The sequence below is a fragment of the Lysinibacillus sp. BSL11 genome, from assembly GCF_052928325.1.
The window spans coordinates 98,733-119,993 of sequence record NZ_JAVGCX010000012.1; the positions used below are offsets into that span (position 1 = coordinate 98,733).

Annotated in this window: 21 protein-coding genes; 7 read left to right on the forward strand and 14 right to left on the reverse strand. The window is 37.1% G+C overall.

Annotated features, from left to right (window positions below):
• Positions 1-32: 32 nt before the first annotated feature.
• Positions 33-635 (reverse strand): hypothetical protein, encoded by a 603-nt coding sequence (locus RCJ95_RS15400; protein WP_446722451.1) that lies wholly within the window; start codon positions 633-635, stop codon positions 33-35.
• Between the two features lie 253 nt (positions 636-888).
• Positions 889-1,599: a TspO/MBR family protein gene (locus tag RCJ95_RS15405; RefSeq protein WP_221680293.1), complete on the reverse strand. Its 711-nt coding sequence runs from the start codon at positions 1,597-1,599 to the stop codon at positions 889-891.
• 351 nt (positions 1,600-1,950) lie between these two features.
• Between RCJ95_RS15405 and RCJ95_RS15410 the strand changes: the two genes are divergently transcribed.
• From RCJ95_RS15410 to RCJ95_RS15420, 3 genes are all read left to right on the forward strand, one after another.
• Positions 1,951-2,850 (forward strand): MerR family transcriptional regulator, encoded by a 900-nt coding sequence (locus RCJ95_RS15410; RefSeq protein WP_274769399.1) that lies wholly within the window; start codon positions 1,951-1,953, stop codon positions 2,848-2,850.
• 393 nt (positions 2,851-3,243) lie between these two features.
• Positions 3,244-4,815 (forward strand): phytoene desaturase family protein, encoded by a 1,572-nt coding sequence (locus RCJ95_RS15415; RefSeq protein ID WP_221680291.1) that lies wholly within the window; start codon positions 3,244-3,246, stop codon positions 4,813-4,815.
• Positions 4,816-4,872: 57 nt separating this feature from the next.
• Positions 4,873-5,676 (forward strand): methyl-accepting chemotaxis protein, encoded by an 804-nt coding sequence (locus RCJ95_RS15420; RefSeq protein ID WP_004230681.1) that lies wholly within the window; start codon positions 4,873-4,875, stop codon positions 5,674-5,676.
• Positions 5,677-5,791: 115 nt separating this feature from the next.
• Here the strand turns inward: RCJ95_RS15420 and RCJ95_RS15425 are convergent, their stop codons facing one another.
• From RCJ95_RS15425 to RCJ95_RS15435, 3 genes are all read right to left on the reverse strand, one after another.
• Positions 5,792-6,328 (reverse strand): DUF6143 family protein, encoded by a 537-nt coding sequence (locus RCJ95_RS15425; protein ID WP_221680290.1) that lies wholly within the window; start codon positions 6,326-6,328, stop codon positions 5,792-5,794.
• Between the two features lie 250 nt (positions 6,329-6,578).
• Positions 6,579-8,324 (reverse strand): adenine deaminase, encoded by a 1,746-nt coding sequence (ade, locus tag RCJ95_RS15430; RefSeq protein ID WP_446722452.1) that lies wholly within the window; start codon positions 8,322-8,324, stop codon positions 6,579-6,581.
• A 94-nt stretch (positions 8,325-8,418) separates the two neighbouring features.
• Positions 8,419-8,841 carry a pyridoxamine 5'-phosphate oxidase family protein gene (locus tag RCJ95_RS15435; protein ID WP_048392416.1) on the reverse strand — a complete coding sequence of 141 codons (423 nt, stop codon included), beginning with the start codon at positions 8,839-8,841 and terminating at the stop codon, positions 8,419-8,421.
• 163 nt (positions 8,842-9,004) lie between these two features.
• On the opposite strand from RCJ95_RS15435, the gene RCJ95_RS15440 reads away from it, so the two are divergent.
• The 3 genes from RCJ95_RS15440 (at position 9,005) to RCJ95_RS15450 (ending at position 10,656) form a co-directional block, all read left to right on the forward strand.
• Entirely contained in the window at positions 9,005-9,631 is a 627-nt protein-coding gene (locus RCJ95_RS15440; protein ID WP_205444071.1) for a YczE/YyaS/YitT family protein, read from the forward strand.
• 145 nt (positions 9,632-9,776) lie between these two features.
• Positions 9,777-10,064, forward strand: coding sequence for a PadR family transcriptional regulator (locus tag RCJ95_RS15445; protein WP_036218718.1), 288 nt, complete (start codon positions 9,777-9,779; stop codon positions 10,062-10,064).
• Positions 10,051-10,656: a DUF2812 domain-containing protein gene (locus tag RCJ95_RS15450; protein ID WP_446722453.1), complete on the forward strand. Its 606-nt coding sequence runs from the start codon at positions 10,051-10,053 to the stop codon at positions 10,654-10,656. The genes RCJ95_RS15445 and RCJ95_RS15450 overlap by 14 nt, the downstream gene beginning before the upstream one ends.
• 48 nt (positions 10,657-10,704) lie before the next feature.
• On the opposite strand, the gene RCJ95_RS15455 is transcribed toward RCJ95_RS15450, so the two are convergent.
• The 8 genes from RCJ95_RS15455 to RCJ95_RS15490 form a co-directional block, all read right to left on the reverse strand.
• Positions 10,705-11,340, reverse strand: a complete 636-nt coding sequence (locus RCJ95_RS15455) for a 50S ribosomal protein L25/general stress protein Ctc (protein WP_221680287.1) — start codon at positions 11,338-11,340, stop codon at positions 10,705-10,707.
• A gap of 82 nt (positions 11,341-11,422) precedes the next feature.
• The gene (gene cntE, locus RCJ95_RS15460; RefSeq protein WP_337977024.1) at positions 11,423-12,619 is read right to left on the reverse strand and encodes a staphylopine family metallophore export MFS transporter CntE; all 1,197 of its coding nucleotides are present in this window, start codon (positions 12,617-12,619) and stop codon (positions 11,423-11,425) included.
• Positions 12,616-13,428: an ABC transporter ATP-binding protein gene (locus RCJ95_RS15465; protein ID WP_221680285.1), complete on the reverse strand. Its 813-nt coding sequence runs from the start codon at positions 13,426-13,428 to the stop codon at positions 12,616-12,618. Before RCJ95_RS15465 ends, cntE begins: the two co-directional genes overlap by 4 nt.
• A complete protein-coding gene (locus tag RCJ95_RS15470; RefSeq protein WP_312128719.1) occupies positions 13,422-14,294 on the reverse strand; it encodes an ABC transporter ATP-binding protein in 873 nt (290 codons plus the stop codon). The genes RCJ95_RS15465 and RCJ95_RS15470 overlap by 7 nt, the downstream gene beginning before the upstream one ends.
• Positions 14,295-14,311: 17 nt before the next feature.
• Positions 14,312-15,115, reverse strand: a complete 804-nt coding sequence (locus RCJ95_RS15475) for an ABC transporter permease (protein WP_257522435.1) — start codon at positions 15,113-15,115, stop codon at positions 14,312-14,314.
• Complete coding sequence (locus RCJ95_RS15480) at positions 15,115-16,056, reverse strand: ABC transporter permease (protein ID WP_004230709.1); 942 nt, start codon at positions 16,054-16,056, stop codon at positions 15,115-15,117. Before RCJ95_RS15480 ends, RCJ95_RS15475 begins: the two co-directional genes overlap by 1 nt.
• Positions 16,057-16,061: 5 nt before the next feature.
• A complete protein-coding gene (nikA, locus tag RCJ95_RS15485) occupies positions 16,062-17,669 on the reverse strand; it encodes a nickel ABC transporter substrate-binding protein (RefSeq protein ID WP_446722454.1) in 1,608 nt (535 codons plus the stop codon).
• Between the two features lie 171 nt (positions 17,670-17,840).
• Complete coding sequence (locus RCJ95_RS15490; RefSeq protein ID WP_221680281.1) at positions 17,841-18,545, reverse strand: YjjG family noncanonical pyrimidine nucleotidase; 705 nt, start codon at positions 18,543-18,545, stop codon at positions 17,841-17,843.
• Between the two features lie 273 nt (positions 18,546-18,818).
• On the opposite strand from RCJ95_RS15490, the gene yfkAB reads away from it, so the two are divergent.
• The gene (gene yfkAB / locus RCJ95_RS15495) at positions 18,819-19,931 is read left to right on the forward strand and encodes a radical SAM/CxCxxxxC motif protein YfkAB (RefSeq protein WP_221680280.1); all 1,113 of its coding nucleotides are present in this window, start codon (positions 18,819-18,821) and stop codon (positions 19,929-19,931) included.
• A 103-nt stretch (positions 19,932-20,034) separates the two neighbouring features.
• Here yfkAB and RCJ95_RS15500 read toward each other — a convergent pair whose 3' ends face one another.
• On the reverse strand, positions 20,035-21,249 hold the full coding sequence (locus tag RCJ95_RS15500; protein ID WP_221680279.1) for a hypothetical protein: 1,215 nt from the start codon (positions 21,247-21,249) through the stop codon (positions 20,035-20,037).
• Positions 21,250-21,261: the final 12 nt, after the last annotated feature.

Genomic DNA, 21,261 nt, shown 5'->3' on the forward strand with positions numbered 1-21,261 from the left:
AAACTAGGTTACAAAATGAAATCAATAGTTAGTTATAGCCCCTCTAAATTATCCAACAAACTATACCCATATTTAGCAAATTGTTGTTTGACTTGGTTAATGCAATATTCAATTCGTTTCTTTTTTTCTTCTTCAGAATATCCTATTGGGTTTTTTACACACGCACCCAAATCAATCCATTTCAAAGTGCTATTTTCCGTATCCCAGTATATATGTTCAAATTTAAAATCAAAATCGTATCTGTCTACATTCATCATATCTTTTTTTGCTTCAATCATTTTCAAAACAATTTCTTTTAATTCGTTGTTAGTTATGCCTTCTTTTAAAACCTGTGATAAAGTTTTACCATTCACTTTTTCTACAAATAAAAACTCTCTTTTTTTATATGCATAAATTTTAGGAAAATAAGGACTACTGTTTAACTCCAACAATGCGTAAATACCGTTATCCCCTTTTCCTTCAGATAAAAATTTTTTCAATATAATTCCTTTGTTTTTCATTTCATAAACAATTGACCGTTTTCGATGTAATTGAATGATTTCAACTTCTTTACTCAATATAAGATTATATTCATATAAATAAATAGACTCTTTAGTCTCTTCTGGTAGATCATAAAAATAATTTGTGACAAGCAAAACTTGATTACTCCTTTCATCATAAGAAGATTCGACAAAAAGAGCTTATTCCCTTTATATTTCCATTATTTCTACATTCAAAAAAGTGAATACATTTTAATCATTGGATAAGAAGAATTGGATGAAAGGTCACCTATCTTTACAAAAAACCCAAACTACACAGAAGCTCATAACACTTCATTAGTTTGGGTTTCTTTATAAATAAATTTTCTTTTCAAAGCACGCTTTCTATCAAATATTATAGATACTTTAACTATATTCTTTTAGGCCTTCCAATGAAAATCCAAATTACCAGGAACAAACTATATATAAATGGCATATAGAAAATACTCCCTGCATCTTCTCCATTCTTGATAGCGATTCCTATAAAAGCCCAGATAATTACTAATGGAAAAAATACATCTTGCTTATAAACACGTATAAAAGCAGCTAGCACAGTCGCAAGAATAAGTAATAACTGTGCCCATATTTCCTCTGAGAGCCCAAACCCATCCCACTCATAATATTTAAGCACAAAGCTAATATTAGCCATCAACGCCACACTAATCCACCCTAAATATACAGAAAACGGAAGTCTCCCTGAAAAACGATTATCCTCTTTCGGGTAACTTACATACAGAAAAATTATATGAACCAATAAGCCGACCATAATAACAATGGACGTTATAAACAATTCATAATGCCAGCTCAACAACCATGCGATATTTAAAAATGCAGTAATTACAAAGAGACCCAGATTGCTATTTATACGATTAGTAGTTGAAGACCGAAATTGTTGTACAAGCCAAATGAATAATAAAAAATAAATCAAGCCCCAAATACTAAAAACATAGCCTGCTGGAATAAACAATACATCTACCTGATTAGAAATTTCACCTGTCTTTTTCCCATTAATCCCCACCGTGCTAGCTAGTCCATTAATAATAACCATGGCAAAATAACTTATGAGTGCAATCCATTTCATGTTCTTTCCCCCTCATATACATCATCTAATTCAATATATTCATTACCCTTTCCAACTTATAATTACTCCGCTTACATAACATTAATAAATTATTTAAAGCCATTAGCTTATCTATAAAATCGTATAGCCTATTCATTATGGTATGGAAGAAAAAACCAACAAATTGTCTCATTAAATTCCCCACCCTTATTTCCCTGTTATTCAATATTCAACCACTATAGTTATACAATTGTTGTACAACTTTTAAATATCTATATTATAATATGAAAAGTTGTAAGGTTTCGGAGAGCACTACGGTACACAAATACTCACAATCATGAATGTTACTAGCTATAGAAAGGCAGGGAAATAATGACACCAACAGATTGGCAATATAATATTACACAGGTATCTGAAATCACAGGGCTATCCAAACAAGTGATACGTAAATGGGAAGAGCGCTACCAACTTGTTCATCCCAAAAGATTAGAAAATGGACACCGTGTTTATAGTGAAGAGGATGTGCAGCTATATTTAAAAGTACTTAGCCTTTCGAACCAAGGCTATTCTATAAAACAAGCAGTGACAATTGTACTTAGCAATCAAAATGTTTTAGAGGCAGTTACCCCCACAGTGTTGACCATAAGCGACAATGTAGATCATTTCTGTCATCTTTTATTGGAAGAAGGAAGACTTTGCAATGAAGTAGAACTTAATCGACTCCTGCAACAAGCAAATCATTCATTAGGATTAGCAAAATTTCTATCTCATGTGATTATTCCTTTCTTACAAGAGGTAGGAAGATTGTGGGAAAAACAGGAATGGACTGAGTATCAAGAATCTGTGACTACGATGATTGTTAGAGATTATTTAGTACAATTAAGACGAAATTATCACTCTAAAGAGGATGCACCACTTATAATGGGCGCATGCTTACCAGGGGAGCATCATGAAGTTCAACTTCATATTTTATTGTTGCAAGCAATGATGACTGGTTGGCGATCATTCCTTGTTGGCAGTTCTCCAGCTGTTGGGGCAATTGAATCTTTAATCATACATTTTAAACCAAAGGTGGTTCTATTATCTGCTATGACTACAAGGCCATTTGAGTTATACCCTACTAGCATTCAGCAATTAGATGACTTCGCTGCACAACATCCTTCTATTCGATTTTATATGGGGGGTGCTGGCTCTGAAGAGTATTTAAAAACACATTCCTTACATTCAATTGCTATTGCCAGTACTATTGATGAAGTTATAAATAACTTATAAACTCTCACTCTAAATAACTTTATTTTTAGTAGGAGTTTAACGTTTTTGGTTAGAACTAGTACTATAAACAAACGTTAAAAAGTTTATTAATACTGCTATCCCTGTTTAAATAAGGCATTGTTATTACAATCTATTTTATTGAGAAGTTCAACGAGAATATCATGGATGAAAGCATTGGTTACGCATGCTTTTGTCTATGATTTTTTTTGTACGCAATAGCCATAAAATAATTTTTTAAATTTCAAGAATATATAGTTTGCACATTTTTGTACACTAATTGTATAATCACTGTATAACTTTTGTACAACCATAAATATTTTTATCTATTTATAAATCATGACTCAATACAGGTAGTGTTAAAAGACTAAATAGCAGATACGGAGGTTTTTTACAATGAAAAAGGAGATTATTGTTATAGGAGCTGGTCCAGGTGGTTTAGCGTCGGCAATGCTGCTTAGCGCTAAAGGATTTAATGTCAAAGTTTACGAGAAACAACCCTATATTGGTGGTAGAACAAGTGAAATAAAGCTAGGAGAATATAAATTTGATATGGGCCCCACATTTTTAAATATGTTTTATATTATTGAAGAAATATTCGAGCTTGCCGGTAAAAATATACATAATTATATAGATCTAGTAAACCTCGATCCAATGTATGAATTAATTTTTCACGATAAACGCATTAAAATGACTCGTGATCGTGAGGAAATGATTCGTCAAATAAATGAACTATTTCCAGGCAATGAGGGATCTTTTGAAAAATATATGAAGGAAACTAATCACAAATTAGAAGCGTTAGTACCTGTATTGCAAGCAAGCATGAACCGTTATACAGATTTACTACAACCAAAAGTTTTAAAGGCATTGGGTGAGCTTGAAATCGGTAGATCTTTAATCGATACGCTTTCACGATTTTACAAGCAAGAGGAATTACAACTTGCCTTTACTTTCCAAGCAAAATACCTAGGCATGTCTCCGTGGGAAAGTCCTGGTGCATTTTCCATTCTATCTTTTATTGAGCATGCTTATGGTGTTTATCACATTACAGGTGGCATTAATAAGTTAACACAGGCAATGGCAAAGGTTGTACGAGAAAATGGTGGAGAGATCTACACGAACTGTGGCGTTTCAAAGCTCTGGTTGGATGGTCGAAAGGTAAAGGGTGTCATTTTAGATAATGGCGAAAAAATAGCATCTAATGAAGTAATAATAAATAGTGATTTTGGTCATGCGATGACTCATTTAGTCGAGCCTGGTGTTCTTAAAAAATACACTAAAGAAAAGTTAGAGAAGAAAAAATACTCTTGCTCTACTTTTATGCTTTATCTAGGTGTCAATAAAAAATTTGATTTGCCCCATCATACGATCTGGTTTGCAAAAAATTACCGAAAAAATGTTGAAGAAATTACTAACCATAAATTGTTGTCGGATGATCCATCTATCTACATTCAAAATGCAGTTGTAACAGATCCGACAGTTGCCCCACAAGGGAAATCAACGCTATATGTATTAGCACCAGTACCTAATAATTTCAGTCATATTGAGTGGGATACCTGTGAACAAGATTATCGTAACATGCTAATTGGGTTAATTGAGGACAAACTTGGCATTGAAAATCTAGAGCAATACATTGAAGAAGAACACATAATTTCACCGAAAAATTGGGAAGAGAATTTAGGTGTATATAAAGGAGCAACTTTTAACCTAGGTCATCAGCTTACACAGATGCTGACATTCCGCCCTCACAATAAATTTGAAGAATTAAAAAATAGCTGGTTAGTTGGCGGTGGTACACATCCAGGAAGTGGTTTACCGATTATCTTGGAGTCTGCCCGTATTACTTCTAATGGAATTCTACAAAAGCATGGTCTAGCACAATTAGCAGTGAAACCTTTACCTAAAATAGATCTCTTTAATACGGAACTCAATAACAAACCTAGTGAAAAAGTAATGTTGCATATCTAATAATCATTAAGTATGAATTAAATTTAGCTTAGCTACCTAATATAAGGATTTGAAAATATGAATATTCAGACAAAACATATGAATGAAAATGCAATTGTAGATTCAATGAAAAAAAATTTAGCCCTCGTAGAGTTTAACTTGAATAGAAAAGTGATTTGGGCTAATAAAAAATTTGCAGAGGTTCTAGGATATCAGGTGGATGAAGTTATTGGGATGGGTCATGAAAAGTTTTGTAAACCGGATTTTATACAAAGCCCAGACTATCATCTCCTATGGCAAGGTTTATTAAATGGAGAAAAATATGAAGGAAAAATTGAAAGAATAAGTAAAATGAACGATTCTATATGGCTTGAAGCAACTTACCTCCCCATTTTCAATGACAATAATAAGGTAAGTTCCATATTAAAAATTTCAACAGATATTACAAATCGAGAATTCAATACTTTAGAGATTATTGCTAAACTAAAAAGTATGCCTCAGGAGTTAGTAGAAATTGTTGTATCCAATTCAGAAGAAAACATAAAAGCTGTAGCATCACTTGCCAAAGAAGTTGACGCAATTAGAGATACTGTAAAAGTGATTCATACTATCGCTAAACAAACAAATGTCCTAGCACTGAATGCCGCAATAGAGGCTGCACGTGTTGGTGAAAAAGGTCGCGGATTTAAAGTCGTAGCAGAAGAGGTACGAAAATTAGCACTGAATGTTGATAATGCACTTCGAAATATCGAATATAATGTAATGACTATAGAAAGTGATACGGAAAAGGTCGATAATATTACACATGATTTGAAGAAAGTTGTAACAGAAACTCACAATGAATTTAATAAAGCCATTGATAGATTCGAAAAAATGCTTTAACTAGTCAATAATACAGCAGCTAAAGTTCTCAATAGATATTTGAGAGCTTTAGCTTCTTTTTTCTAACTAATTAATATCACTATAAATTATATTCTACTAACAATCTCCTTATTATTTAATGGTATTTTTTCATTTTTTCAAACCACCCAAATGCTATCTCAGCCTCTATACATTCATTGTCCTGTGTAACTAAAAAAATTACAAATGATTCACCAGATGGAAAAATAAATTTTCCATCTTCATCGCTTACTAAAGTACTTTGTGGTGGAACAATTCGTTTAAACGCATTTACTCCTTTATATGGGTGCCCTTCAACAAGTTCAGCAAATTCAATTTTAACGTCTGGATTTGGTGGTGGATAAATGGCTGTATTAGTAGGCGTTACATTTTTAGAAATCATTGAATCCCCAGGAGGTATTGCATTAAACCAAATTTCAGCTAGAATAGGTTGCTTAGAATAATTAGTAATGGTAAACGCATTTACAAACAAATCCACATTAGAATATTTAGGATTACTTAAGCTTCCCCACGCATTTCTTCCTTTTTGTAAGGTAATTAATTCGGTTTGCCCAACAAAATATTGACCTAATAATGATTCATATAAAGGCGTAGGAATACTAACTACTTTCATAAATCGATCATTATTTTTCATTGTCAATCTCACCCCCTTTTATATATTAATGTATGTATTTTTAGTAGGGATGTTTAGACGAAAATATCTTACAAATAAGAGGTTGAAATAATCAACACACAATCCTTAATTTTACGACTAATTCCATATTACAATGACTTTTAAGCATGTTTATAGTTCGTAAATGATGGTGAATGAGAGCTAGCACTAAATAAGTAATATAAGAAAACGACCTAAAAGCTTAATGAAAGCTAGTAGGTCGTTTTTTTATCTATGCTTCTACTGAGATATGCTGGAAGGTTGTCACATCAAATAATCCTGTATCTGTTAGCTTTAAAGCAGGAATAACTGGTAATGCCACAAAAGAAAACGTCAGTAGAAAATGGAAATCTAATGTTGGATTAAGCGTCTTTAATGCACTGTGCAAGCCTGCTAGCTGCTCCTTTGCTTGCTGAGCTGGTACATCTGTCATCAAGCCTCCAATGGTTAATGGCATCTCCGCTAGAATATGGCCATCCGCTACAATGACAAAGCCTCCTTGAATTTCCTGAATGCGTGTAAGCGCCAGGACCATATCCCCATCATTTGTTCCTACAACAAGGGCATTATGTGAATCATGAGCTACTGTTGTGGCAACTGCCCCTTTTTGTAAGCCAAAGCCTTTGACGATTCCTAAACCTGTCGTGTGTAACTGATGATGACGTTCGATGACGGCTAATTTCAGTAGATCTTGTTCTACAGAAGGGACGAAAACACCATCCTTTATAGGTACATCCATTATTACATGATTGGTAATTAGCTGATTTGGCACAATCTCCATTACATTCGCCTTTGTACCCTTTGTGAATGCTAGTTGTAGCCTATCCTTTGTAATGGTTGGTAAATGGACAGATTGATGGATATGAGCAGGCACAACTGGCACTTGACGATTAGTCAGCATTCTACCATCTTCAGCCACTTTCCGCCCATTTTTCCATACGGCCTTTGCCTGCATTGTTGACAAATTCTCTACTAACACAAAATCTGCCTTATAGCCTGGTGCGAGTACACCTCGATCCAATAAACGATAGCATTCTGCGGTGTTAACGGTAGCTAACTGGATTGCTTGCAATGGTGGCATCCCTTCAGCTATTGCCATGGCGATATCATAATTGATGCTGCCTTCGTCGATTAATTCATCCACATATTTATCATCTGTACAGAAACCAAAGCGCCGAGCATTATGTGACTGGACAGCTGGCAATAAGTCACGTAAGTTTTTAGCGGCTGAGCCTTCTCGGATCAGTACATACATCCCCTGCTCTACACGGTCAATGGCTTCCTCAGCCGTTACACATTCATGATCTGTGTGAATACCCGCAGCTCGATAGCCTGTAATTTGCTCGCTTTGTAAGCCTGCACAATGCCCATCAATGACTAAATTTGCTTCCTTTGATAATAAAATTTTCTGAAGCATGTCCTCTTGCCCATTTAATACCGCTGGGAAATCCATGACCTCAGCTAATCCCCGAACCTGTTCATGTTGTAGAAATGGCGCCAAATCCTTAGCCGTTAGTGTAGCGCCTGCATTTTCAAACTGTGTACCTGGTACACTTGATGGCAGCATGACAAAAATATCCATATCTGCATTTTGTGCATCATCGAGCATAAATTGAATGCCTTCCGCTCCTGCGACATTGGCAATCTCATGAGGATCTGTCATCACTGTTGTAATACCATGAGGAAGTAAAACGCGACTAAATTCCCCTGGTGTCAACATAGAAGACTCAATATGTATATGCCCATCAATTAAACCAGGAATGACATAGCCTCCTGCCGCATCCTCTTCCTGTTTAGCGTGAAACTTATTCGTGCGATCTAGAGCAACAATCATACCATTTTTCACGACGATATCTGCTTTTTGCCATGTTAACGAAAAAACATCCGCAATTTGCGCATTTCTCAGTATAAAATCTGCCTCTAATTTTCCTTGAGAGGATAATACATTTTGTGTTAGCTGCTGTAATTTTATCGCCATAACCTATACTCCTTTTTCTTTTAAGAACTATCATGCCAAAAAGATGCTAACCATTGCAACTATTTATCGCTACATCAGTAAAAAACGACCATTGTCAATGGTCGTTTGAAAATTCTAGCTCTTTAGGTGGCTGCCCTTTTTTATTCATTAAGCGCATACGAATAGGCTCAATCTTTAATGTCACCATTTCATCCTGATTGCCAATAAAGATACTCGTAAAAAATTCAGCTAGTTTATTTTTTATCCCTTCTTCATGTACTTCTGTAAGTTTTCCTTCTATTTCCACATACGTATCACCAAAACCACCATTTTCGTAGCCATATAAAATATGGGTATATGGGTTTTTGCGTAGCTCTTCCATTTTTTCTGAATGTTTATTCGTCACTGTATACAATACAAAATCTTCATGCTGGAACGTCATGTATCGTGAGTAAGGCTTGCCATTTTCTACAGTTGCCATTGTTCCAATCTTTTCTCGATTTAATACTTCTAAAATTTCATCACGTACAGAAGTCATAGTATCCCATCCTTTCATCTATATACCTATTTTGCCCTTTCCCAAGAAAGCTAAACCGTATTTTTTTGAAAAATGCGAAATGACAATCTTCGGACATAATGAAAATCTATTGTTATAATAACTGGATGGACAACAGGAATTTTCGAATGAATGAGGGTTAAAAATGAAACAAGCTTTTCTTACGCGCTGTTTGTTTTTCATAACAGGCATTATCGTGCTTTCTTTTGGTATCACCTTAACAATTAAAGGCCAACTTTTTGGAGTGGGCTCATGGGATGTACTACATATTGGCTTAACAAAAACAGTAGGCTTATCAATCGGTTCATGGTCCATTATTTTGGGACTTGCTATTTTAGCATTTGATATGCTGATTACAAAAAAATTCCCTTTACCTGGAACGTTTATCGATATGTTTTTGGCAGGCATTTTTATTGATATTTTTAACTATTGGTTACCTGATATTGATGGTTTTTGGATGCAACTTATATCTTACCTAACAGGGTTAGTTTTACTTGGCTGGGGCTGTGGGATGTATATGGTGGCGAACTTAGGTATTGGACCGCGTGATACACTCATGCTGATGATGGTCCATAAGCTTGGCTGGAGTGTGACTCGCTCTCGTACAACAATGGAAGTAACGGTTGCAATTATTGGCTTCCTACTTGGTGGTCCTATTGGTATCGGTACGGTATTTATGGCATTTGGACTTGGACCAATCGTACAATTTGCCTTATCCTATAACGAAAAATTATTTATGCGATGGACAGGCGTGAAAAGCGCTGTTGTCTAAACTTTAATGACAATGCAGTTTTTGCATTGTCTTTTTTTACAGTTGAAATATACAGTTCAACTATATATAATCAAACTATATAGTCTGACTGTATATTTGAGGTGAAGATGTGAAAAAACATAAATTATTACCTTTATCTGAAACCATGCATTACATTTTACTTGCCTTACGTGAACCACTGCATGGTTATGCGATGATGCAAAAAATTGAGGAAATGAGTGCTGGTACAGTAAGGATTGCTGCTGGTACTATGTATGGAGCCATTGAAAATTTATTGAAATATCATTGGATTACACCTGTTGAAACCCAGGATTCAAGACGCAAGGTTTATCAAACGACCGAAGAGGGTCTAGAAATATTAGCGGCAGAGCAGCAAAGATTGCAGCACATTTTAGCTTTATATGAGGGAGCTGGCAAACATGATAAAATTTAAAGTCTTTTTTGATATCGAAAAGGAAGAGCGCTGGTTAAATGAAATGTTAGCTAAGGGTTGGCTATGCTCCAATATAAACTCAGCAGGTATTTATACATTTCAGCCTACTGAAGATCTTGAACAAGTTATTCGGATTGATTGTCAGCAGGAGCTTCGCAAAGAAAATAAAGCTACCTATAAGCAATTACATGAGGATTTTGGCTGGCGTATAGTAAAAGAAAAATCATATGATGGCACCTATTATTGGACAAAAACTAAAGATGGTAATGATGAATTATTTTCAGATCATGATTCCCACATTGCGAAATATAAACGTTTAATGAAACATGCAAGCAATTGGGCAATACTCTCATTTATCTTCTTAATGATTTTCTATGGCAACGATGGCGTCGCTCCCTTTTTCAGTATAAAAAGCGCATATTATACCCCTGGTTTATGGGATAAAGAAGGTTCTGTTTTCCTTTTTGCTTTCTTATTTGAAACACCCTTCGCCATCATGCGCTTTATTCCACCATGGCTATTTTTAGCAACTTGTAGTATATATATCACGCTGTATTATCGTTATCGTAAATCCATACAGCAATTTTTATAGCAAATAGCAAGAAGCCTCTTACGTAGTGTAAGGAGGCTCCTCTTTCCTTTATGCTTCTGGTTCAGCAGTATTTTGTCCTGTTGCTTCCATCACTTCTGGCGTATCGTCCACTGTATCATCTTCTTGTACGTTTTCAGCAGCTGGTGGTGTAATCGTCACAAGTGTGTAGTCATCCTCTTGTAAAATTTCAAACGAGAACTGTTGACGAATATCTCCGACGTATAGAGAAGTCCCAATTGCAACATTTGTAACATCTATTTCAATGGTTTCTGGAATGTCAGTTGGCTTCACTTTAATACGCACTTCACGATTAGGCTGGAGCAGGAATCCGCCATCAGCAACTCCCACTGCATCCCCAACTACAGTCACTGGAATATCCACTTCTAGCTCCTCTGACATATTGATGGATTTAAAATCCACATGCTTAACATTCCCTTTTAATGCACAACGTTGTACCTCTGTTAAAACTGCATTAATGCGTTTTCCTTCAACATCTAATTGGAAAACACTTTTCGTACCTTGTGTAGCTAACATTTTTGCAAAGGCTCTCGCATCTAACATAATCGCCGTTGATTCCATTTGAAAGCCGTAAACCACACCTGGAATGCGCCCATTTTGTCGAAGCTGTGTTAAAGAAGATTGTCGTCCCTTTTGACGTTTACTGGCAGTTAAAACCATATTCATCGAATATTTCCCCTTTCATGGAAACTAGTCTCATAAAAGGTTTTGCCTTTTCTATTATATTTTATACATAGCAAGCACGCGATTATTTTGTCAGTATGGTAGTGATAATTTGCCTCTCGGGATTACCGTTACGCAATACAACACAGAGTGCGATAGTCGCTAAAACCGTACAAACCATAAACATGACCATATAGGACGTAAATTGCACAATAAAGCCCATCAAAAATCCACCCAACCCAAAGCCTAAATCATAGGTAGCTAAAAATAAACCTAGCAAAACATTTCTCGATTCTTTTGGTACAACAAACGACATATATGTAGTAATTGTCGGATATAGCATCGCTGAGGCAAGGCCATTGAAAACAGCGGAAATATAGACAAAAGTACCTATTTCAGGTAAAACAGCAAGCAGCGTTGTGCCCAATATGGAGCTGAAAAGCACACAGGCAATAAATTTCGGATGCCATTGACCATCTGAAGGAATAGAGCGTCGCAATACAAAGCGACTACCCACCACGACCAATGCCTGTAACGTTAAATAAATAGCTGGATTCCCCACTCCCTCAGTCAGCATAAACAATGGTAAAAACGTGGTGATGGCGCCAAAAATAGCAGCACCAAGAACCATAACGATTGCTGATAGGATTAGCCCCTTGTGTTGTTTTGCCCCCTTCATGGCGGCTATCAGCTCTCTTGTTGTCACAACTTCTGTGTCTTCCTTTGCTTTTGGTAAAGGGGAGCCAATAAAAAACAGTAGTGGCAGAAGAGCCAACAAAACCACAAAGATCAATAAATGCTGTCTATCAAATTGCGTCCACAAGAGTAGCGCTACTGCAGGTCCATATAAACCAGGTACAACACTGGATAAGGAATACATCGACATGCCTTGCCCTCGATCATGATCGTGTAAAACATCTGTAATACCTAACTGCATCGCCATAGAAAAGAAAGCGGTGATGATACCCTGTAGGGCTCGTACTAAAAAGACACTATCAATACCAAATATTACATAGATAAGCAGTGCAAGTGCATGGCCAATTAACAGCCATTGCATAATGGTATAAGGGCTATGCTTGGCGACCATTTGGCCAGCAAAAGGTCTTAATAGCATACAAACAAGCATATACATGGCCATCATGGCACCAATTTCGCCCTCCAAGTACCCTCCATCCGCTGCTTCTAATGGAAAAATAACTGTCAACACGGCATTGGCGGTAAAAAAAATAACCGCAAGCCCATATAATTGCATCATGCGAAGGGATAAAGGCTGAAGTTTCATGATACTTGCTCCCCTTGCAACGAAGAAATTTCTTGACGGCTTATAGGTAATCTAGAGGCTAATAAGCGCTGGCTGATCGGATGGGTCATATATGGAATTTGAGACACATCATGAAGAAATTCCACCACTTCCCCCTGGTCTACAACAGCTACTTCATCTGCAAACAAACTAACTGCGTGTAAATCGTGGGTAATAAATAAGTAACTGAGGCCCCTTTCCTGTTGCAATTGTTTCAATAGTTTTAGAATACTGATTTGTACCAATATATCTAAACTATTAATGGATTCATCCAAGATAATGAGCTTAGGGTCTGTTGCTATCGCCCTTGCTATGGTCACCCGCTGTAACTGACCACCACTTAATTGATGAGGGTATTTTTGAGCATCTCGCTCCGATAGTCCCACCTGTACTAAAAGTTCCTCTATTTTTTCTAGCCGCTGTTGTTTCGTCAACTGTAAATGACATTTCATTGGCTCTGCAATGATGTCTCGAATCTTCATTTTCGGATTAACAGCACTATGGCAATCTTGAAACACGATTTGAATATTTTTTTGTAATTGCTTCTTCTCTTCTTTGCATGTCGTTGCTAGGTTTATATGATCGAATTGTATGGTGCCGCTATCCGGCTTTTCCATACCTATTATCAGCTTTCCTAGTGTGGTTTTGCCACTACCGCTCTCCCCGACAATGGCTAAGCAAACGCCTTGCTCCAAGTTGAATGATATATTTTTCACAGCTTCTATCGTTACATATTCCCCAAACCATCTCTTTTTTCGATAGGTTTTAGATACTTGTTGGATTTCTAACATCGGCTTTCCTCCTGTCTTACCCAATAGTTCGTGTCTAGTTCATATAGGATTCCGTTTGTATCACCTGACCAGCTATCCACAAGTTTTTCGAGCTGATCATCCTTCCTTTTGGCTGCGACCAATGCTCTTGTATAGGAATGAACAGGGTTTTGTAATAGCCGTTCGGCTGGGCCGTACTCCATGATTTTCCCTCTTCGCATAACTACAATTTGATCTGCCATTCGAGCGATGACGCCAAGATCATGTGACACAATCAGCATCGTTGTCTGATATTGTTGCTGACAATGAGACAATTCCTCTAAAATCTTGAGCTGTGTCATCGTATCAAGGGCTGTCGTTGGCTCATCTGCAAGTAAAAGTTTCGGACGAAGACTCATAGCCAGGGCAATCATGACACGTTGAAGCATGCCCCCGCTTAACTCGTGAGGATATTTTTTTAAAAGTCTTGAATCGCTCAATTGAAAAAAAGCAAGTTGCTCAGTTGCTATGTGCAATGCTTGTTTTTTACTGAGCGATCGGTGTGCTTGTAATGTTTCAATCATATGCTCTCCTATTGTTATAATAGGATTAAACATAGCCATAGGATTCTGCAATATACATGCCACGTCATTGCCCCGAAGACCTCGCAACTGCTGTTCATCCATTCCCAGTAAGGAACGCCCTTCTAATAAAATGTCTCCCTCATAGTTTCGGGACTCCCGAAACAGTTGCAAGATAGCATAGCACAGCATCGTTTTACCGCTACCGCTTTCCCCGACAATGCCAAGCGTTGTACCAGTTGGAATCTGGAAATCAACATGCTGCACAACTTTTTTAGGTCCCTGCGCTGTTTGAAGCGTAATTGACAAATCCCTTATCTCTAACATATTGTCACCTCTTCTTCTTATACTTTGGCATCCATAACCGTACGAAGGGCATCCCCAAACCAATTAAAAATAAGAACGGTTAATGAGATCATGATACCTGGTATAAACATAAGCGTTGGTTCACTCATTAAATAGGTTTTACTATCTTTAATCATCATGCCCCATTCTGCCATCGGTGCCGTAACACCTAACCCTAAAAACGACAGCTCCGAAATTAAAAGAATCGTTGAGCCAAGCCCGATTAGTTTTAACAAAAATATTTGTGGAAAGACAAACGGCAATATATGCCTCCTAATAATTTTTCGTTTCGGTACACCTGTCAGCCGTGCATATTGTACATAAGTGCTTTCTTTTAAAGAACGCACCATATTGCGAATAATACGCGCAAAACCTACCCACGACACAAAAATAATTGCCACAAACATATTTTTAATGCCGCCACCTAACGCACCTACAATGACAAGGGCAAAAATAAAATCAGGAATGGATAGAAGAACATCACAAATACGCATTAATACTAGATCAACCAGCCCACCGATATACCCCGCCAGACACCCTACGATGATGCTAATGATTAAGGTAATGAATAGTACGCCAGAGGCTAGCAGCAGAGAGGTGCGTGTACCATACAATAAACGAGATAGCACACAGCGCCCTAGGTGATCTGTACCTAAAGGGTAATGCATAGAAAATCCTTGTAATTTATTGGCTATATCTGTTGTATAAGGATCATGAGGCGCTAACCAAGGAGCAAATAGAGCCATCACCACCAGCACGAGTACGAGCAAGCTACTGATGATGAGTGGCAGATTTTTTTTCATTATAGAGCGCCTCCTTTCAGCCTGACACGTGGATCAACAACCGCACAAAGTATATCTGCTATAAAATTGATGGTGATATATAATCCCCCAATGATGACAATAAAAGCTTGTAGTACAGCGTAGTCCCTTGCTAACATGGCCTCCACAATAAAGTGTCCCACGCCAGAAATGGCAAAAACATTCTCAATAATCGCTGCACCCCCTAATAGACCACCACAGGTCATGGCAAGGGATGTGATAAGTTGTGGTAAAATGCCTTTGAAAATATGTGTACGCAAAATAACCGTTTCTTTTACCCCTCTTGCACGGGCAAAGAGAACATGCGGTTTCTTCATTTCTTCTCTCATGCTTGATCGGATGAGCCTAATATAATAAGGTATAAATCCTAAAGCCAGTGTTATCGATGGTAAAATGACATGAGCAAAACTTCCCCACCCCATAAGTGGTAAGACGCCCCATTTCAAAGCCACTGTGTAAATGAAGAGAAAGGCAAGCCAAAAACTTGGCATAGAGGCGATTGTGAAGATAGCTGTACGTGTAAACCAATCGAGCCACCCACTGTTTTTACTTGCAGACCAAATGCCAATAGCAAAGCTAATGACAATAATTATGACCAATGCTGTTATTGCTAAAAGCAATGTTGTCTCAAATCGTTGAAACAGTTCTGTTGCCACGGCCTTTTTCGACACAAAGGATGTTCCGAAATCTAATTGCAATGCATGGCTGAGCCAATCAATATATTGTATCCATAATGGTTGATCGAGACCCATTTCTTCACGCATACTTGTCATGGCCTCTTCAGTAGCTGGAATTTGATTGATTGTAAAATATGCTTCAACAGGATCAACAGGAATGAAACGGATTAATCCAAAGGCGATGATGGTTATACCAAGCAATGCCAGTAACATACTGGCTAGCCGTTTAACAAAGAATGCAAACATTTTGATTATTTCACCTCATATTGATTGAGTGGCACTTCAAATTGCTGCATAGAAAACGATAAATTGGTTAGACGTTGATTGGCCACCAAATAATTTGTCCGATAAGATAATGGCATGAAAATCGCCTCTTCATGAATGGTTTGTAAAATAGCTTCATACAAACTACGTCTCTCTGATTCATCAGTTGAGCGAATCACTTTCGCAATATTCGTTGCTAATTTTTCTGATTGTGCCATGCCTTTTAACGCATAATAGCCAATTTGCTTTTCCCCCGTCATCATCCGTAAATACATATGGGGATCATAAGGTGCCCCCCACGTATCATTCATAATGACATTGAAATCACCTGTTTTACTTCGCGTTCGGAAAAGTTGATCTTCTTCTCCAATCAATTTGACATCTACGCCTAATTCACGCCATGCGCCCTGTAGATATTCAAAAATAGATTTATGCACTTGGTCATTACTGTTATACGGAATCGTTATGGTCAGTGCTTGACCGTCTTTGGATCGAAACGGAGCCCCTTCCTCGAAGATCCAGCCTGCTTTATCCAATAGTTGCTGGGCTTTTTCTAAATCATAGCTGTAAGACTCAAATGGAATATCACTATACGGAAATCCTGGAGCAAATAAAGACTTGGCCTCTTGCTCAATGCCATTTAATACATGTTCAATAATTGTTTGTCGATCAAAAGCATACTGCAAAGCAAGTCTGACATCTTTATCTTGCGTCACACCATAGTCTGAATTGAAAGATAGTATTCTAGTAGAGGAAGGTTCAGAAATTATCGTTTGATAGTGCGGATTTTTCTCCAAAGCTCGGAGTTCCTCAGGAGCTAATTGACCACTTCCGAAAATTAAATCAATATCTCCTTTTTCAAGTGCCATCATACGTGCTTGTGAATCAGGAATAATTTTGACGATGACCTTTTCTAGCTTAGGTCTCTCTCCCCAATAATGCTCATTACGTGAAAACTCAGCAAAATTGTCTTGCTTGTAATCAGTTAAAATCCAAGGACCTGTTCCAACTGCTTTTTCAATGCCATCTTTGGTTGACCCACTTGCTGGGAAGCCACTATCCCCTAACATACGTAATGGACGAATCAACGTTAACTCCTGTAAAAATGGATAATAAGGCTCTTTTAAATGAATCTTTAATTTCAGCTTATCTAAAACTTCTACCCGATCAATGATTGCCACCACTTCTAGCCAACTATGCGGTGCAATATTCTCCACTACGGTTTCGATATTACGTTTAACATTGTCTGCCGTAAGCTGAGAGCCGTCTGAATACAAGACATTGTCTCGTAATGTAAATATGTAGCTCTTACCGTCTTCGGACATTTCCCATGCTGTTGCTAATCCTGGCTCTATTTGCCCATCATTTCCATAGCGTACAAGCGGATCGTATAACATTGCCTGAGCAAACATTTCATTTGGCGCATACAAGTGTGGATTTACTTCTCCAATATCCTTGGGCCAAGAAATGGTTAAAACATGCTCATTTTCACCTTTTGCCTTTTCTTTTTTTGCCTTGTTATCCGAGTGTCCGCATGCCACAAGCATACATGCACTCACAATCAATAGAACTAGTAAACTCATTATTTTTTTCAATATACTTTCCCCTTTACCTAAACAGTAATGATTACTATTATCATTCAAAATCGAATTTTAAATGATTCATGACTTTTTGTAAAGTAGATATTCAAAAATAAATTTTATTAGCCACAAAAAACATAAAAAAACACCTCCTCTGTCCATGGAACAAAGGAAGTGCCTTCTGTCTTAATATAGTGCTATTTTTGTATGCAATAGCTCATGTAACTCATGCAATTTTTTAATTTCATAATGCGGTTCAATACCACTCGTATTTTCAATATTGCGGATGTTAAACCAGCATGTATCAATGCCTGACAGCAAGCCGCCTTTAATGTCTGATGTCAAAGAATCGCCGATTATAAGCGTTTTAGCTTTATCAAAATGCTCAATCCGCTCAAATACGTAATCAAAAAAGGCAGGCATTGGTTTTTGATAGCCCGTTTGCTCGGAGATAAAGATGCCTTTAAAATATTGTGCTAAATCGGCATCCACTAGTCGTTTATTCTGTGTCAATGTTACGCCATTTGATACGACATACAAATGATAGTGATCGGCTAGTTGAGCGATAACTTCATAAGCCCCTTCTACATAATGGTGTGCTTCCTGTAAGTATTTCTGGAATAGTGATTCAAAGTAGACGCCATCGACCTCCATCCCAAATTCCTTTAAAGCAACCGCAAATCTTGTATTATGTAGTGTATTTTTTGTCACTTCCCCACGCTCAAAAGCTCGCCACATCGATTCATTAATTTCTTTGTAGCGCGCAATCATCTCGGGCGTAGTGGCTATCTTTTCCTCTCTAAACATGCGGTCTAGTGCTGCATTTTCAGCTAAATCAAAATCTAGTAATGTATCATCTACGTCAAACAATAAGATCTCATATTTCGTCATGTTCATTCCCACTTTCTTTGATGCATTGTGACTATTTACTCTATATCATGATAACGTTTTTTATGAAAAATAACAGTAAAATGTCCTATGACAGAATATTAGAACATGTATGCGCTTTATACACATGCTTATCCGTAAATTGAAACGAGGGAACTTTTTCTATATTGGAAAAAAAGTTCGTCTAGCCATAAAATAGTCCGTTCTGCAATTTCATATTTGAAATTATCGTTGAATATGAGACAATAGATTGCTAGAAAGGAAGATGTACGAAAGATGACGACCTTACAAAAAATAACACCTGTCTATGATCCTTGGGAAGCCTATTTAGATGTAGAACAACATGGACAAATGACACTCTCAAATATTGAATTTACAACAACAACACTTTGTAATATGCGCTGCGCACACTGTGCAGTAGGCTATACATTACAAAATAAAGACCCTGAGGCATTACCAATTGAATTAATTCTAAAACGATTAGATGAAATACCCCATTTAAAAACGCTCAGCATTACTGGTGGAGAACCTATGATGAGTAAAAAGTCCGTCCAGAATTATGTGTTGCCACTTTTAAAATATGCGCATGAACGTGGTGTACGGACACAAATTAACTCCAACCTAACATTGGAACCAGCACGTTATTTACTGATTGCACCTTATCTTGATGTCCTTCATATTTCACATAACTGGGGAACAATCGATGAATTCGTCGAAACGGGCTTTGCAATGATGGAACGCAAACCAACATACGACCAACGTGCAGCCTTATTCCAACGCATGATTGATAACTCAAAAATGCTAGCTGAACATGGTGTAATGGTATCAGCAGAAACAATGTTAAACAAAAAAACTTTACCATACTTAGAACATATTCATCACCAAATCATCCATGAGATGAAATGTGCACGTCATGAGGTGCATCCAATGTATCCATCCGACTTTGCAAGTGCACTTACTTCTTTATCACTAGAGGAAACACGTGAAGCCATTCATCACCTGCTAGATATCCGTGATGACAATACATGGATGTTATTTGGTACACTACCATTCTACCCATGTAGCATGAACGAAGAGGATCAAAAGCTGTTACAACGTCTCCGTACTGAGAAGAATGTCACAATGCGTAATGACCCAGACGGTCGTTCACGATTGAATATCAATATCTTTACAGGCGATGTGATCGTTACCGACTTTGGTGACACACCAGCCCTCGGCAATATTGTACATGACGAACTACCATTGATCTTTGATAAATGGATGGCAACCGACTTGGCAAAATCGCTTAACTGCCATTGTCCAGCAGTCAAATGCTTAGGGCCAAATGTACTTGTAAAAAATATGTATTATCAAGATGCCGCGTTTGTGAGTGGCTCTGCTCGTGTATAAGTTCATCGATAAAGAGAGCAACTCCATGTTGAACAAAGACTGATCAACATGGAGTTGCTTTTACATATGGCGTTATAAATTGTAAGTTGGCCTTATCTGTTCTTTAATGCATCGTATATAATTGTTCGATCGTAAGTGAAGAATCCACCTCTTGATTTTTCTTGTCTTCGGAAATGATTTTCCCTTCATAAATCAATCCACCTGTACGTAAATCAACGATAGACAACCACTGTCCATCAGAAACACGATATACTAAATAAAATTTCCCCTCTGCTATACGTAAATATGGAGCATCTTTCTCATTCGCAATGCTTGAATATTGAAGGGTTAAGGGCTCTTCCCACTTTTTCTTTTCAATATGATAACGATTCAGCGTTAAACCATTGGCTGAATAAACAGGAATGTATATCGTTTCTTTATGAATCAGCATTGACTTCCGATAGGGTTTTAATTCTTCTGGCATAGTCCATTCCTCTGCTTCATTCTTGGCATTATTATAGAGATATATTTGACTAGAGATAACTTCTAGCTCAGTATCTTCTTTTCGATCACTGTATTTTTCTACCATATATAAATAATAATTTTCGTTTTGAGTAGTAGTATTGTATTCATTAAAAATACGGATACTGGAAGTGCCTCTTTCTTCTGACACTAACTCTGCAAGGATGGCGTCCTTTACTAATTCCTTCTTGTTCTCATCAATCGAATAGACATGCAACTCTTCCCTAGCTTTTATAAGATAGTTGGCTGATAAATAGTTTGTTGTTAAAATATTTATCTTTCCATCTCCTACGTAGACGTCATTCACATTAATCCAATCATAGCTAGCTTTGACTGGTATATCGATTTTAAAGGAAGAACTGTCATTTGTATTTTTATCAAGTGTATCAATTTGAAGCGTTACGACATTGCTAGCTTCTTTTCCGCCATCATCTAAAAACGTTGTGTAAATCAAACGTGATTTGTCTTCAAAATATTTTCTTGGATCAAATTCTTTCCCACGCATAAAATTACGGTGTTCCTCAATATATTTTCGAAGATTCATAGGTTCATTTGGGGCAATTAAATCGCCAAAAAAAGACTGATTATTGGGATTCGTGGAACCATCCTTTGATATGTACAACATATGATAAAGATCATTACTCTGATAACTTGTTTGAAGAATAAGATTTTCGATTTCTTCCTTATTTCCGCTGATCGTTTCAATTTTATAGGATCTGTCATTTTTCGAAGCCATTGCTGTTTTTTGGATATAGTAAGAACTGATAAACACCACGATGAAGAAACTAATACTGATTGTTTTCCAATATTTTTTCATTGTTATACCTCC

What these genes read in the sequence shown, in the direction of transcription:
- RCJ95_RS15450 (WP_446722453.1), top strand. Translation starts at nt 10,051, where the DNA reads ATGATAAAATTTAAAGTCTTTTTTGATATCGAAAAGGAAGAGCGCTGG.
- RCJ95_RS15490 (WP_221680281.1), bottom strand. Translation starts at nt 18,545, where the DNA reads ATGACGAAATATGAGATCTTATTGTTTGACGTAGATGATACATTACTA.
- RCJ95_RS15500 (WP_221680279.1), bottom strand. Translation starts at nt 21,249, where the DNA reads ATGAAAAAATATTGGAAAACAATCAGTATTAGTTTCTTCATCGTGGTG.
- RCJ95_RS15420 (WP_004230681.1), top strand. Translation starts at nt 4,873, where the DNA reads ATGAATATTCAGACAAAACATATGAATGAAAATGCAATTGTAGATTCA.
- RCJ95_RS15480 (WP_004230709.1), bottom strand. Translation starts at nt 16,056, where the DNA reads ATGTTTGCATTCTTTGTTAAACGGCTAGCCAGTATGTTACTGGCATTG.
- RCJ95_RS15445 (WP_036218718.1), top strand. Translation starts at nt 9,777, where the DNA reads ATGCATTACATTTTACTTGCCTTACGTGAACCACTGCATGGTTATGCG.
- RCJ95_RS15465 (WP_221680285.1), bottom strand. Translation starts at nt 13,428, where the DNA reads ATGTTAGAAATCCAACAAGTATCTAAAACCTATCGAAAAAAGAGATGG.
- yfkAB (WP_221680280.1), top strand. Translation starts at nt 18,819, where the DNA reads ATGACGACCTTACAAAAAATAACACCTGTCTATGATCCTTGGGAAGCC.
- RCJ95_RS15410 (WP_274769399.1), top strand. Translation starts at nt 1,951, where the DNA reads ATGACACCAACAGATTGGCAATATAATATTACACAGGTATCTGAAATC.
- RCJ95_RS15425 (WP_221680290.1), bottom strand. Translation starts at nt 6,328, where the DNA reads ATGAAAAATAATGATCGATTTATGAAAGTAGTTAGTATTCCTACGCCT.
- cntE (WP_337977024.1), bottom strand. Translation starts at nt 12,619, where the DNA reads ATGAAACTTCAGCCTTTATCCCTTCGCATGATGCAATTATATGGGCTT.
- RCJ95_RS15405 (WP_221680293.1), bottom strand. Translation starts at nt 1,599, where the DNA reads ATGAAATGGATTGCACTCATAAGTTATTTTGCCATGGTTATTATTAAT.
- ade (WP_446722452.1), bottom strand. Translation starts at nt 8,324, where the DNA reads ATGGCGATAAAATTACAGCAGCTAACACAAAATGTATTATCCTCTCAA.
- RCJ95_RS15415 (WP_221680291.1), top strand. Translation starts at nt 3,244, where the DNA reads ATGAAAAAGGAGATTATTGTTATAGGAGCTGGTCCAGGTGGTTTAGCG.
- RCJ95_RS15475 (WP_257522435.1), bottom strand. Translation starts at nt 15,115, where the DNA reads ATGAAAAAAAATCTGCCACTCATCATCAGTAGCTTGCTCGTACTCGTG.
- RCJ95_RS15440 (WP_205444071.1), top strand. Translation starts at nt 9,005, where the DNA reads ATGAAACAAGCTTTTCTTACGCGCTGTTTGTTTTTCATAACAGGCATT.
- RCJ95_RS15435 (WP_048392416.1), bottom strand. Translation starts at nt 8,841, where the DNA reads ATGACTTCTGTACGTGATGAAATTTTAGAAGTATTAAATCGAGAAAAG.
- RCJ95_RS15455 (WP_221680287.1), bottom strand. Translation starts at nt 11,340, where the DNA reads ATGAATATGGTTTTAACTGCCAGTAAACGTCAAAAGGGACGACAATCT.
- RCJ95_RS15470 (WP_312128719.1), bottom strand. Translation starts at nt 14,294, where the DNA reads ATGTTAGAGATAAGGGATTTGTCAATTACGCTTCAAACAGCGCAGGGA.